Source organism: Neorhizobium lilium (assembly GCF_004053875.1).
Classification (GTDB): Bacteria; Pseudomonadota; Alphaproteobacteria; order Rhizobiales; family Rhizobiaceae; genus Neorhizobium; species Neorhizobium lilii.
In genome coordinates, this window is the sequence record NZ_SBIP01000001.1 from 1,239,585 (window position 1) to 1,252,722 (window position 13,138).

General features: G+C 62.0%; 9 protein-coding genes. 8 read left to right on the forward strand and 1 reads right to left on the reverse strand.

Annotated features, from left to right (window positions below; translation table 11 throughout):
* The 6 genes from EPK99_RS05765 to EPK99_RS05790 all read left to right on the forward strand — a co-directional run bounded on the left by EPK99_RS05765 (position 1) and on the right by EPK99_RS05790 (position 9,312).
* Positions 1-1,026 (forward strand): LLM class flavin-dependent oxidoreductase, encoded by a 1,026-nt coding sequence (locus EPK99_RS05765; RefSeq protein WP_128442183.1) that lies wholly within the window; start codon positions 1-3, stop codon positions 1,024-1,026.
* Positions 1,023-2,333 carry an LLM class flavin-dependent oxidoreductase gene (locus EPK99_RS05770; protein ID WP_128441930.1) on the forward strand — a complete coding sequence of 437 codons (1,311 nt, stop codon included), beginning with the start codon at positions 1,023-1,025 and terminating at the stop codon, positions 2,331-2,333. The genes EPK99_RS05765 and EPK99_RS05770 overlap by 4 nt, the downstream gene beginning before the upstream one ends.
* An 18-nt stretch (positions 2,334-2,351) precedes the next feature.
* Positions 2,352-3,353, forward strand: coding sequence for an ornithine cyclodeaminase family protein (locus EPK99_RS05775; RefSeq protein ID WP_128441932.1), 1,002 nt, complete (start codon positions 2,352-2,354; stop codon positions 3,351-3,353).
* The gene (locus EPK99_RS05780; RefSeq protein ID WP_128441934.1) at positions 3,350-4,816 is read left to right on the forward strand and encodes an HAL/PAL/TAL family ammonia-lyase; all 1,467 of its coding nucleotides are present in this window, start codon (positions 3,350-3,352) and stop codon (positions 4,814-4,816) included. The genes EPK99_RS05775 and EPK99_RS05780 overlap by 4 nt, the downstream gene beginning before the upstream one ends.
* 88 nt (positions 4,817-4,904) lie before the next feature.
* Entirely contained in the window at positions 4,905-7,826 is a 2,922-nt protein-coding gene (locus tag EPK99_RS05785) for an aminotransferase (protein WP_128441936.1), read from the forward strand.
* A 133-nt stretch (positions 7,827-7,959) separates the two neighbouring features.
* Positions 7,960-9,312 (forward strand): APC family permease, encoded by a 1,353-nt coding sequence (locus tag EPK99_RS05790; protein ID WP_128441938.1) that lies wholly within the window; start codon positions 7,960-7,962, stop codon positions 9,310-9,312.
* A gap of 11 nt (positions 9,313-9,323) precedes the next feature.
* On the opposite strand, the gene EPK99_RS05795 is transcribed toward EPK99_RS05790, so the two are convergent.
* Complete coding sequence (locus EPK99_RS05795; RefSeq protein WP_128441940.1) at positions 9,324-10,946, reverse strand: PAS domain-containing sensor histidine kinase; 1,623 nt, start codon at positions 10,944-10,946, stop codon at positions 9,324-9,326.
* Between the two features lie 262 nt (positions 10,947-11,208).
* Here EPK99_RS05795 and EPK99_RS05800 point away from each other — a divergent pair, with 262 nt between their 5' ends.
* Both EPK99_RS05800 and EPK99_RS05805 read left to right on the forward strand, forming a co-directional pair.
* A complete protein-coding gene (locus EPK99_RS05800; protein ID WP_128441943.1) occupies positions 11,209-12,123 on the forward strand; it encodes a helix-turn-helix transcriptional regulator in 915 nt (304 codons plus the stop codon).
* A gap of 97 nt (positions 12,124-12,220) precedes the next feature.
* Positions 12,221-13,096 carry an AraC family transcriptional regulator gene (locus EPK99_RS05805; RefSeq protein ID WP_245455697.1) on the forward strand — a complete coding sequence of 292 codons (876 nt, stop codon included), beginning with the start codon at positions 12,221-12,223 and terminating at the stop codon, positions 13,094-13,096.
* Positions 13,097-13,138: the final 42 nt, after the last annotated feature.

Here is a 13,138-nt window from a genome sequence, read left to right on the forward strand (position 1 = left end):
ATGATACTCGGATATTCGCTCACACCCTTCGGTCATCATCCAGCCGCCTGGCAGCAGGCAGGGGACACGCAGAACTTGAGCTTCGGGTCATTGCTCCGGCAGGCGGCGTCGGCAGAGGAGGCAGGCTTCGATTTCATCCTTCTGGCCGATCGGCTCGGGCAGCGCCCGGCGCAAGACCTGTCATCCGTCGCCGTTCCGTTCGAGCCGAGCCTTCTGGCATCGGCGCTTGCCACCAGAACCAGCCGCATCGGCATCGTCGTGGCAGCCGCGACCCGCCAGCACGAGCCCTATAATCTCGCGCGCCGCTTTGCTTCCCTCGACTGGATCAGCAAGGGCCGCGGCGGCTGGCTCGTCGTTCCCACACCAGAGGACGAGACCCGTGACCTGGAATATGTCGATGTGGTGAGCGCGCTCTGGGACAGCTGGGAGGACGACGCCTTCCTCTATGACAAGGCCGCCGGGCGTTTCTTCGATCCGGCAAAGATGCACGTGCTCAATCATAACGGCCCGCATTTTTCCGTGCGCGGACCGCTCAACGTCAACCGTTCGCCGCAGGGGAAGCCTGTTGTCGCATCGATGCCGGGCGACGGTGGCTGGGAGTTGGCGGCAAAAGCCGGAGAGCTGCTGCTTCTGCAGGCCAAAACGCCGGAAGAGCTTGTCGATCAAGCGGGGATCATGCTGCAGGCTCTCCAAGCGGCGGGGCGAGACCGTCAGGCTGTCCGGCTTGTCGCCGATATCGTTCCCGTCATTGGCGATACGGCAGGCACGCAGCCGACGGCGGCATTGCATCTTGCCGGCACGCCTGCTGCAATTGCCGACCGGATGCAGGAACTGGCTGCCGCTGCATCGCTCGACGGCTTCACCATCCTGCCGCCGACGCTCGACATGGCCGCACGCTTCGTCTTGGAGGTGGTGCCGGAGCTGAAACGACGCGGCCTTTTAGGGGGGCAGGGCACGACCTTGCGTGAAAGGCTCGGGCTTGCGCGTCCCGCCCATCCGGCGGCCAGAAGGGAGACTGCGCGATGAGCAGAGGCCAGATGAAACTCGGCGCCTTCCTGATGGCGGGCGGCCACCACGTCGCGGCCTGGCGGCACCCTGACGCGCACGCGCCGGCCGGGACGGATATCGATCACTTCATCGGGCTGGCGCAGCTTGCCGAGCGCGGCAAGTTCGACATGATCTTCGTGGAAGACGCAGCAGCGATCCGCGAACGCAATCCCGAGATGGCGAGCCAGGCGGGACGTTCGACGTCCTTCGAACCGCTCAGCCTCTTGGCAGCACTTGCCGTCAACACCACCCATATCGGCCTCGTGGCAACCGCGTCTACCACCTATACGGAACCCTACGGCCTTGCCCGCGCCTTCGCCACGCTGGACCAGCTCAGTGGCGGACGAGCCGGATGGAACCTCGTTACCTCCGCCAGCGAACTGGAAGCGGAGAACTTTGCCAGCAGCGGGCTGCGGCCCCATTCCGAACGCTATGAGCGCGCGCAGGAATTTGCCGATGCGGCCCTTGCCCTATGGGACGGGGTGGAGGAGGGCGCCTATCTTCCGGCAGGCGGCGACAGCTTTGCAGATCGCTCGAAGCTGCATCCCCTCCATCATCAGGGCAAGCATTTTGCCGTCGAAGGCATTCTGGAAAGCCCGCGCTCGCCGCAAGGTAGGCCGATCATGGTCCAGGCCGGCGCATCCGATGTGGGCAAGGAGCTTGCGGCCCGCACCGCCGATGTGGTGTTCGCAGCCTCCCAGACAAAGGCAGAGGCGCAAGCCTATTATGCCGATGTGAAGGCGAGGCTCGGTAAGTACGGTCGCTCGACCGACGACCTGAAGGTCATGCCCGGCATTTCCCCTATCGTCGCTGCGACGGAAGACGAAGCGAAGGCAAAGCAGCGGGCGCTGCAGGAGCTGATCCCGGACGCGGTCGGGGTGGCGCTGCTTGCAAGTTATCTCAGCATCCAGGATCTTTCCGCATATCCGCTTGACGGGCCTCTGCCGGACATGCCGCCGACCAATCTTATCCAGAGCCGCCAGCAGCTGATCATCGATCTCGGACGACGCGAAAACCTCTCGATCCGCGAGCTTGCGCGCCATTTCGCTGGCGCCCGTGGACATTGGCAGGTGGTGGGAACCCCAGTACAGATTGCCGACGCGATGGAAGAGCGGTTCCTCGACGGCGCCGCCGATGGCTTCAATGTCATGGCGCCGATCTTTCCGTCAGGGCTGGAAGATTTCGTAACCCTGGTCGTTCCGGAGCTTCGCCGCCGCGGGCTCTTCCGCTCCGACTACGAAGGCAAGACCCTGCGTGACAATCTCGGCGTTGCGGCGCTGACCTGACGATAATGTGAGCAGACCATGGACCCGATCTATATCGACTACCTCAATGCCTTCGATATCGAGGCGCTCGACCTCGGCAATGATGAAATCCTGAAAGCCATCGAAACCTCGCTTGGCGCACAAGGCCGCGGCGAAACGGTGATAGAGCCCCGCGTGCATCTGGAGCCGGACCCGAGCTTCCACGGACACTTCAACGTGCTGCGTGGCTATGTGGCGCCGCTCGGTCTCGCCGGGATCAAGGTGGTCGGCGACTATGTGGACAATTACAAGCTCGGCTATCCGTCCGAATTCGGCGTGCTGAACCTGTTCGACCCGCGCACCGGCGTGCCGAAGGCAATTCTGGATGCCACCGTGATCACCGACATGCGGACCGGAGCGGTGACCGCTATGGGCGCAAAACATCTCGCGCGAAAGGGTTCGAAGGTGCTCGGCCATATCGGCGCCCGCGGCACGGCCTATTGGAACGTGCGGCTGCTCGATCACCTGTTCGATTTCGACGAGATCCGCGTTCACTCCCGCCGTCCCGAAAGCCGCGACGCCTTCGGCACCAAACTGGAGCAGGACCTCGGCAAGAAGATCATCGTCACCGACAACTGGCGCGACTGCGTCGAAGGTGCGGACATCGTGGTCGAGGCATCTCGGCTTTCCGCGCCGGAGCCCATGCTGAAGACGGAATGGATCAAGAAGGGTGCCTTCGTGGTGCCTTATGGCACGATGAGCGCAATCGAGCTGTCGCTGACGGACATCATGGACAAGCTGGTGGTGGATGATTGGGGGCAGTGCAAAGGCGGGAAGTTCGGCTCGCTGCGCGCGCATGTGGAGGCGGGCAAGCTTTCGGAAGATACACTGCATGCGGAGCTCGGCCAGATCGTCGCCGGCTTGAAGCCCGGGCGCCAATCGGACGAGGAAACCATCCTTCTCTGGCATCGCGGCCTGTCGTTGAGCGACATCGCGCTGGGCTCCGCGCTGCTGGACAAGGCGAAGGCCAGCAATATCGGGCAAAGGCTACGCTTTGCATGACGACAGTTACGCTGCAGGGCGCCGGCATCACGATTGACGACATTGCCGCGGTATCGCGCCAGGATGCCCCGCTCGCCGCAGGCGACCAGGTTCTTGATCGCCTCGCAAACGCGCGGCTGGTGCTGGAACGGGCGGCGGCCTCGGGCCAGCCAATCTACGGCATGAATACCGGCCTCGGGGCCAATCTCAAAACCACTGTCACGGATGATCTCGCCGCCTTCCAGCTGCAGCTCATCCGCGGCCGCAGCGTTGCGATGAGCGAGCCCATGCCGCGAGACGTGACGCGGGCGGTCATCGCCGCGCGCCTCGCCATGCTCTCGGTCGGCGGGTCGGGCATCTCGCCCGGCACATTCGAGGCGCTGCTGGCCATGCTGAATGCGGGCGTTCATCCCGTCATGACCGCGACCGGTTCGATCGGCGCCGGCGATCTGGTGCTGCTTTCGGCCATGGCGCTCGCCCTTGTGGGGGAAGGCGAAGCCGAGTTCGAAGGACGCATCCATCCGGCTCGTGAGGCTTTGGCGCTGGCGGGATTGAAGCCGGCGGAGCTGAAGCCGAAGGACGGAATTTCGCTGATCAACGCCTCGGCGGTCTCAACCGGGGAGGGGGCTTTGGCCCTTTATGATGCGCGCCGCCTGATGGACTGCCAACGTCAGGCGGTTGCACTGAGTTTCGAAGGACTGGGCGCCAATCCGCTGATCCTTGAACCGGCCATCCAGGCGGCACGTCCCGCAGCCCATCAAGCCTCCGAAGCTGCCTGGTTGCGGGACGCGCTGGAGGGATCGTCACTCCACGAAACGAAAAGTGCAATCCAGGACCCCTTGAGCGTCAGGTGTGTTGCGTCGATCCACGGCGCCACAGCCGAAGCGCTGGGGCGGGCCGTCCATGCGGTCGAGATCGAGCTTAATTCGGCGGCCGACAATCCGTTGGTCATCGCTGAGGAAGACCGCGTGCTGTCGACCGGCAATTTCCATACGCCCACTTTGGCGCTTGCCATGGAAACCCTCGGACTTGCGATCGCTCAGGCCGCATCTGCTTCGGCGGCACGTTTCATCCAGCTGACAGGCTCGGCGCGCAACGGTTTGCCGCGCTATCTCTCGCCGGTCGGCGGCTCCTCGGCCGGCTTCGTGCCCATGCAGAAGACGGTGACGGCGCTCGCGGCGGCGATCCGCCACAAGGCGAACCCGGTCATGCTGGATTTCCTCGCCGTATCGGAGGGCGTGGAGGATCATGCTACGCAGACGTTACTGACGGTGCGCAAGCTGCGAGACATGCTGGAGCTTTGGCGCGGCCTGATTGCCTGCGAAATGCTGGCAGCCGCCCAGGCCGTCGATCTGCGGCCGGGGCATCGTTGCGGAGGCGGCAGCGCCGATGTTCACGCCTTCGTTCGTGGCGTGGCTGATAAACTTCAGGAAGACCGGCCGCTCGGGATCGATCTCGTGGCGCTGTCCGCTCGTCTGGCCTGACCGCACCAAGTTCTTAAGCCCTCCAGCCCCTTGTCTTTGATCAGCTCCGTGGCAATGTGCCGGCACTATGATTGGATGAGGGAAAGCAATGGATCATGCGTTTCTGCGGCGAACCGAGCTGCCTCGGCCCGATGTGACGGCGGAGGATTCCGCGGCATTGTTCGCCTCTCACTACCGGCTCTCCGGGCCGGTCATGGAGCTCGGCAGCCAGCAGGACCGCAACTACCGCATAGACGCGCCGGAGGGCCGTTTCGTGCTGAAGATCTGCCGTGCGGATTACGCGATGATCGAGCTTGAAGCACAGAACGCGGCGTTGCGGCATATTGCAAACAGGCCCGGCGCACCTTCCGTGCCCCGCGTCCTCTCGTCATCGGACGGGCTTGAGATCGTTCCCGTGCAATTGCGCGGTGAGGACTATCAGCTGCGCCTGCTGGATTTCATCGAAGGTGAGCAATTGACGCGGCGCAAGCATTTGCCGGCCGTCACTGTGGCCGCGCTTGGCTCGCTGGGCGGACGGCTGGCCGCGGCCCTCTCGGATTTCGATCATCCCGGCCTTACGCGTGACCTTCAGTGGGATCTGCGCCGCGCCCAGCCGGTCGTGCATCATCTGCTTTCGGCGGTGCAGGACCAGAGGCAGAAGACGCGGATCGCCGAAGCCGTGGACGCTGCCATGGCGCGGCTGGAGCCGTTGATGGCGGATCTCCGTCTGCAGGCCATCCACCATGACGTGACGGACGACAATGTCGTCAGCCACCTTACAGAAGGCGGACAATTCCTGCCGTTCGGCGTGATCGATTTCGGCGACGTCGTCCATGGCTGGCTTGTCGCCGACCTCGCCGTCACCTGCGCCTCGCTGCTTCACCACGCAGATGGCGACCCCTTTGTCATTTTGCCGGCAGTCCAGGCCTTCCATGAGGTGTTTCCGCTCAACAGGGCGGAGTTGCGGGCTCTCTGGCCGCTGGTCGTCGCCCGCGCCGCCGTGCTGGTCGCCAGCAGCGAACAGCAGCTCGCGCTCGATCCGGACAACACCTATGTCAGCGGCAATATCGGCCATGAGCGCATGATCCTCGATGTGGCCCTGTCGGTGCCATTCTCACTGATGGAAACGGCAATCGTCCAGGCGACCGGCCAGGCGGTGGAGGCAGCAATTGCAGGAGGGCCACTTTTTCCGGGCGTCAATTCCGGGGATTTTGCCGTTATTGCACTCGATCCGCAAAGCGCGCTGTTCGACGGCAAGGGCTTACCTAGGCCGGATATCGAAGACGCTTTGCTTCGGGAAGCGGCTTTTGGAAGAGCGACCGCCACCCGCTACGGCGAATATCGCCTGACGCGCACGATCTCTCCGTCGCCACGGCCGCCAGAGAGCCTCGCGCTGTTCGTGGATCTCCTGTTGCCGGCTGGGACCGAAGTGGCCGCGCCGTTCGACGGTGTCGTAGCGATCCGTGAAGGACACCTATGCCTGAAGGGTAAAAAGGCCACGCTTCATCTTGACGGCCTGCAAGTGCCATTGGACTTCCCGGAGCCCGTTCGGCAGGGCGAGGCTATAGGCATCGTCGGCGATATATCAGCGGGCGCAGGCAGGTCCCGACTGCGCGTGCAGCTCTGCCGCGACCCGGACATTCTGCCACCCCTCTTTGCCCGTCCCGATCACGCGGCGGCCTGGGCCGCCCTCTGCCCATCGCCGAAAAAGCTGCTCGGCTTCGACTGCGACGCACCCGCCGCGGAAAGTGCGGCGCTTCTTCAGCGCCGCCAGGCGCATTTCGCCCGGCCTCAGAAGAACTACTATGCGGAGCCACCGCAGATCGAGCGCGGCTGGCGGGAATTTCTGGTGGATGTCGAGGGGCGGACCTATCTCGACATGGTCAACAACGTCACCATTCTTGGCCACGGGCACCCGCGGCTTGCCGAGGCCGTGCATCGGCAGTGGCAGCGCCTCAACACCAATTCGCGCTTCCACTATGCGGCAGTGGCAGAGTTCTCCGAACGCCTCGCCGCCCTGGCGCCTGACGGGCTGGACACGGTTTTCCTGGTCAATAGCGGCTCGGAGGCCAACGACCTTGCGCTGCGTCTCGCCTGGGCGGCGAGCGACGCCCGCAACATGCTCTGCCTGCTCGAGGGCTATCATGGCTGGTCGGTTGCCAGCGACGCGGTTTCCACCTCGATTGCCGACAATCCACGGGCGCTGACGACCCGGCCGGACTGGGTGCATCCCGTCATGTCGCCAAACACCTATCGCGGCCCCTTCCGTGGACCCGGGTCCACCAGGGACTATGTGGCCGCAGTAGCGCCTGTTCTGGAAGATCTGGATGCGAAAGGGCAGGGCCTGGCCGGATTCATCTGCGAATGCGTCTATGGCAATGCGGGCGGTATTCCTCTGCCGCCCGGTTATCTGCAGCAAGTATACGCCATGGTTCGAGCACGCGGCGGCCTCTGCATCGCTGACGAGGTGCAGGTCGGCTATGGACGGCTCGGCCATCATTTCTGGGGGTTCGAGCAGCAGCAGGTGGTTCCCGACATCATCACCATTGCCAAAGGCATGGGCAATGGCCATCCGCTGGGCGCCGTCATTACCACCCGGGCCATCGCCGACGCGCTGGAGAAGGAAGGCTATTTCTTCTCCTCGGCCGGCGGCAGTCCCGTCAGTTGCGTCGTCGGCATGACGGTACTCGACATCATGCAGGACGAGAGGCTGCAGGAAAACGCGTGCGTGGTCGGCGACCATCTGAAGCGCCGGCTGGAGGCGCTCGGCCAGCGCTTTCCCCTGGTCGGCGCCGTGCATGGCATGGGCCTCTATCTCGGGCTTGAATTCGTACGCGACCGAGAAACGCTCGTGCCGGCGACCGAGGAAACCGCTGCCATATGCGACCGGCTGCTGCAGCTCGGCGTGATCATGCAGCCGACTGGGGATTACCTCAACGTGTTGAAGATCAAGCCGCCATTATGCCTTTCCCGGGAAAACGCCGATTTCTTTGTCGATATGCTGGAAAGAGTCCTGTCCGAAGGCTGGTAAGGGCCTTCCGAGTTGCCGAAGCGGGTTGCTCGAGCCGATGAACACGCGCCTGCCCGCCGATGTTTGGCACCATTGGAACAAGCGGCCCCTTCTCGCTTTAAGATTGCGAGATAATCGTAATGGAGGAAAGGGCATGGCCAATATAACAGAACCCGCAGAACAGCCAACGGAGCTCAAGAGGGTCATGGGACCGGGCCTTCTCCTGCTCTTCATCATAGGCGATATCCTCGGCACCGGCATCTATGCCTTGACTGGGCAGGTAGCGGCGAAGGTCGGCGGTGTTGTCTGGCTGCCATTTCTGATCGCCTTTGCGGTCGCCATGCTCACCGCTTGCAGCTATCTCGAACTCGTCACCAAATATCCCCGCGCCGCAGGTGCCGCCCTTTACACGCACAAGGCCTTCGGGGTCCACTTCATCACCTTCCTCGTCGCCTTCGCCGTCATGTCGTCCGGCATAACTTCGGCAGCCACGGCATCCCGAGCCTTTGCCTCGAACTTTGCCACATCCGCCGGGATCGACATGGGCGCCTGGGGCGTGCCTCTGATCGCCGTGGCGTTCATCGCGCTCGTCGCTGCGATCAACTTCCGTGGCGTCGGTGAAAGCGTGAAGCTGAACGTCGTGCTGACGATGGTCGAACTTAGCGGCCTCCTCCTCATCATCGGCATCGGCCTGTGGGCAATCGCCGGCGGCCAGGGCGACGTATCGCGGGCGTGGACCTTCGCGACGCCGGAAGGAAGCGGCGTGTTCTGGCCAGTGGTGGCGGCAACCACACTCGCCTTCTTCGCCATGGTCGGCTTCGAGGATTCGGTCAATATGGCGGAGGAATGCAAGGAGCCGAGCAGGCTCTTTCCAAAAGTGCTGATCACCGGGCTGCTGATCACCGGCGCGATCTATGTTCTGGTTGCCATCTCCGCTATCACGCTGGTGCCCGCAGAGCAGCTGGGCGAGGGCGAGACACCTCTCCTGAAGGTGATCCAGGCAGGTGCGCCAGCCTTTCCGATCAGCGTCTTTGCCGTAATCACCATGTTTGCGGTCGCCAATTCGGCATTGATCAACATGATGATGGCGAGCCGGCTGATCTATGGCATGGCGCGAGAAGGCGTGGTGCCCGAAGTCCTCGGCCGGGTCCATGAAGCACGGCGCACCCCTTATATCGCAGTCGTCTTCACTTCGCTGCTCGCGGTCGCGCTGATCCTGTTTGCCGGCGGTGTCCCGGCGCTCGGCGGCACAACCTCGCTCCTGCTTCTGTGCGTCTTTGCCGTCGTCAATGTTGCCGTTCTCGTGTTGCGCAAGGACAAGGTGGCGCACGAGCACTTCCGCACGCCGACGCCGATTGCAATCCTCGGAGCGATCTCCTGCGTCTTTCTCGCAGGCCCCTGGGCCGGCCGCGATCCCATTCAATATGCGATCGCCGCCTGCCTGATCGGGCTGGGTATATTACTCTGGTTCGCAACCGTGCGGCTGATGAAGTCGGCCGCCGCCTGAGCCGCCGACACCTAATCGCCGCCGGCAGCAGATTGGTCGGCGGCAGCGATGCCCGGCAGGCTGATCTCGACCACGGCCCCCCTCGCATCGCTTCGGTTGGCGATGGAGATCGCGCCGCCATGCGCTGCGACGATCGACCGGCACATGGCGAGGCCTAGGCCCATGCCGTTCTCCTTCGTGGTGTTGAAGGCGCGGAACAGACTTTCGCCCGAATTGTCGCCGAGACCCGGTCCGCTGTCGCTGATCCTGATCACGATATCCGACGCTCCGGGAATGGACTCGATCGACAGGGTGCGGCCCTCAGGTTCGACGGCATCCATGGCCTGCATGGCATTGGTGATGATGTTCAGGAAGGCCTGTTGCAGCAGGATGCGGTCCCCCTGGATAAGCGGAATGCGACGTGAAAGATCGAGGCTGAGCTTCGTCCCGTGGGAACTGAGATCGGCGCGCTTCAGGCGAACCGCATCGAGGATGGCCGTTTCGATGTCGATCTCTGCCGTATCCGACTTCGCCTTGCCGAGCAGCATCCGCACGCGTTTGACGACATCGGCGGAATGTTCGGTAGAGACAAGGGCGCGCTGAATGGCTTTCTTCGTTTCGTCCAGATCCGGCTCTTCCCTGTCCATCCAGCGAAGGGCCGCCTGCAGATAGTTCATGGTGGCCGACAGGGGTTGATTGACCTCATGGGCAATGGAAGCCGAGATCTCGCCGATCATGGCTGCACGCGAGGCATGCTCCAGTTCGCGGCGCGAAGCCTCGATTGCTTCCTGGAAGGCAAGCCGCTCGGTGATATCTACGATGCTTCCCTGAATCCGCTCCAGACCCTGGCCGTCCGCTGGAAAATTCAACGCGACAATAACCGGGATCAACCGTCCATGGCGGTTGCGGAGTTTGGTTTCAGATTGAAAACTGAGGCGCCCCTCATCGAGCGCGATCAGGCACTTGGCGAAGCTCTGGTCCATCTCCCACAGAAACATGTCGAGGTTGGCGAAGAACTCCTTCTTGCTGGCCACGCCCATAAGCTTGAGGGCCGTCTGGTTCACATTGGTGATGCGCGCCAGCTTGCGCAACTTCACGACAAATTCCGGATGATCGGCGATGTACTGCCGGAGGTCGCGGATACCCTGCTGGCGGAGCGTCTGAAGTTCTCGCTTCACGTCCGTGAAATCATGCTCCCAGATAGCGACGGCCAGCGTGTCGAAGATGATCTTATAGCGGTGCTCACTGGCATTCAGGCTTGCTTCTGCTGCCCGGCGGTTTTCGATCTCCACCTCGCGCCGCAGAAGGATTGCGGTGGTGACGCCGTTGGCTGCCAGGCTGAAGATCAATCTCAAGAGTGCCTGCGTCTCCGGATGGGCGCCATGAACGAGTGCGAACGCCACCATGGTCGCAATCGCGCAGACAAAGGACACCTTCTTGATGACGAGACTTCCGCCGAGTTGGCTCGCCATGACGATCACCAGCACGTACAGCACCGCCACCGCGCTGCCGAGCAAGGTGAAGCTGTCGATGACGAAGATCGCGAGACCTAGGAGCACGCATGCCGCAACGTAGCGTGCTTCCCCCGGGATGGCGGATGCTTCGTCTCGAACTTTCGGTCGATCCGTGGGTTCCATGTCTAACCTGAGGTCCATGGCTGGAAATTCCCCACATTCTTGCCTGATCGGTCAGGCCATGATGAAGCATACCACCTTGTCATTCTTGAACATTGGTCTCCACCTTGTTCTGTTTTGAGCGAAATCACCCATAACTCTAGCCCGTTAGGGGAAAACCAATTGGCGCAAGCCAAAATAGGCTTTAGGGTGAGGACCTATATTCACATATTGCTCGTCTAAAGGATGTTTCATGGATGAGCCACGACTTTGGTCCGGCTGATCCGATCTGCGGGAGGCGGATTTGTATTTCGACGCTGACTATGCTGAAGGTGTTGGCCGATATTTCGGCATACCCGCAGCGCCGGTTCTGAAGGCTGTGCCGATTCGCTCGGCTGGCTTTTCCGTCACCCGGATCGATCGGGACGTGGCGCCTGGCAATGTACAGGAAATCGTGTTTCCCGCATCCGAAGCCTATTTCATGATGCTCTATCTGGAAACGGTATCGCATGCTGATATCATCGATGGCAAATCCCAACCAGTCTGCAGTTTTCCTGCCGGTACGATCTGCCTTGTGGACCTGCAGGAAGGAGCGTCCATCGCGCTCCATTCCAGTCTCCATTCCCTCGCGTTCACACTTCCGAGATCACTGCTCGATGAAGTCGCTTGGCTCTCGCCAGAGCGGCCTCTGCGCGGCCTGCGTTGCGTCCGCGGCTATTGTGATCCCGTCATCAGCAATATCGGCATGGCGCTGGTGCCGCTCTTCGCCTACCCGCAAGCATCCGCGGAGGCCATCCTGCAACACATTGCGGTTGCCCTTTGCGACCACCTGATGACCGGCTACACCGAAGAGACGGAGGCCTTCCGTAATCGCCCACCAGGCGTAAAGACGCTAGCGGTCTGGCAACAGAGAACCGCCAAAACGTTCATGCAGGATAACATGGAAGCTGGCGTCACTGTCGCCATGGTCGCAGATTCCGTCGGCCTTTCACCCAACCATTTCTCTCGTCTTTTCCGGGCCGCGATGGGCGTGACCGCCCACCAATGGCTGATACGGACCCGTCTGGAGCGCGCAAAGGACTTACTGCGCGACCCGTCCTTGTCGCTGAAGGAAATCGCGCAGACCTGCGGTTTCAGCGATCATAGTTATTTCAGCAAAGTCTTCGCCAAGTACACGGGACTGCGTCCTGCAGATTGGCGCCGCGTCCGTTCACATTAAGGCAACGGAAGACTTCTGATAAAAAATGGTTGGAATTTACCACTGATCGCCTATAGACATGCGAGCTTACCGCACTGAGCTGGACTGGATCGATCGCGTGGAAAACACCTCGGAGGATTCCGAATCCGACGCTGAGCTCGTCCATCAGTCGATCACGCGTGGACCGGTGCAGATCGTTCGGTTGAGCTATAACGGGTACGACCTGCCACCACGGGCATCGAACCCCAAAGCCGAGGCCTTCGGCATCATCTCGCAACTGATTGATTTCAAGAAGCATCGTCTTTGGCGCGGAGGCTCTCTGGTCTATGAAGGCGGACATCCGAAAGCGTCCCTTGCCATAACCGATCTACGGGACGAATGGAGCTGCCACCATCTGTCCCCCTTCGACAATGTCAGGTTTGTTATTCCTTCGTCCTATATTCGCGATTTCGCGCGGGACGTGGGCAGGCCGGAATTTCATGATCTGCGCTGCCCCGCCGGCACGCAGGATACGGTGGTGCTTGGTCTGGCGACTGCTTTGCTTCCGGTGCTGGGCAATCCGCAATCGGGCACTACGCTATTTGTCGAGCAGATCATTCTCGCCATGATGACCCATCTTGCGCAGAGCTATGGCGGCCTGCATTTTCCTTCCCGGCTGAAGGGCACTTTGGCTCCCTGGCAGGAAAAAAGGGCGATCGACTTCCTGTCGGCCCACATGACCGGCGATTTCTCCATCGATGACGTTGCCAAAGCCTGCGAACTTTCGCGCAGCTACTTCATCAAGGCTTTCAAGGAAACTTTCGGCAAGACGCCTTATCGCTGGCTCATTGAATATCGGGTTGCCCGCGCCAAGGACCTCCTCACCAGCGAAATGTCCCTGGCCGAAATCGCGACGGCCTGCGGCTTTGCCGACCAAAGCCATATGACCCGGATCTTTTCCCAGGTTCTCGGAACCGCGCCCGGACATCTGCGTCGTTTCATGCAGAGGAAGTAGGCGCGGCGAGCTCGCCCCAACCTCTTCCTCCTCCACGGGTGG

Excerpts from the sequence above, each read along its gene's own strand:
- EPK99_RS05770 (WP_128441930.1), top strand. The coding sequence starts at position 1,023 with ATGAGCAGAGGCCAGATGAAACTCGGCGCCTTCCTGATGGCGGGCGGC.
- EPK99_RS05775 (WP_128441932.1), top strand. The coding sequence starts at position 2,352 with ATGGACCCGATCTATATCGACTACCTCAATGCCTTCGATATCGAGGCG.
- EPK99_RS05765 (WP_128442183.1), top strand. The coding sequence starts at position 1 with ATGATACTCGGATATTCGCTCACACCCTTCGGTCATCATCCAGCCGCC.
- EPK99_RS05785 (WP_128441936.1), top strand. The coding sequence starts at position 4,905 with ATGGATCATGCGTTTCTGCGGCGAACCGAGCTGCCTCGGCCCGATGTG.
- EPK99_RS05790 (WP_128441938.1), top strand. The coding sequence starts at position 7,960 with ATGGCCAATATAACAGAACCCGCAGAACAGCCAACGGAGCTCAAGAGG.
- EPK99_RS05780 (WP_128441934.1), top strand. The coding sequence starts at position 3,350 with ATGACGACAGTTACGCTGCAGGGCGCCGGCATCACGATTGACGACATT.
- EPK99_RS05795 (WP_128441940.1), bottom strand. The coding sequence starts at position 10,946 with ATGGACCTCAGGTTAGACATGGAACCCACGGATCGACCGAAAGTTCGA.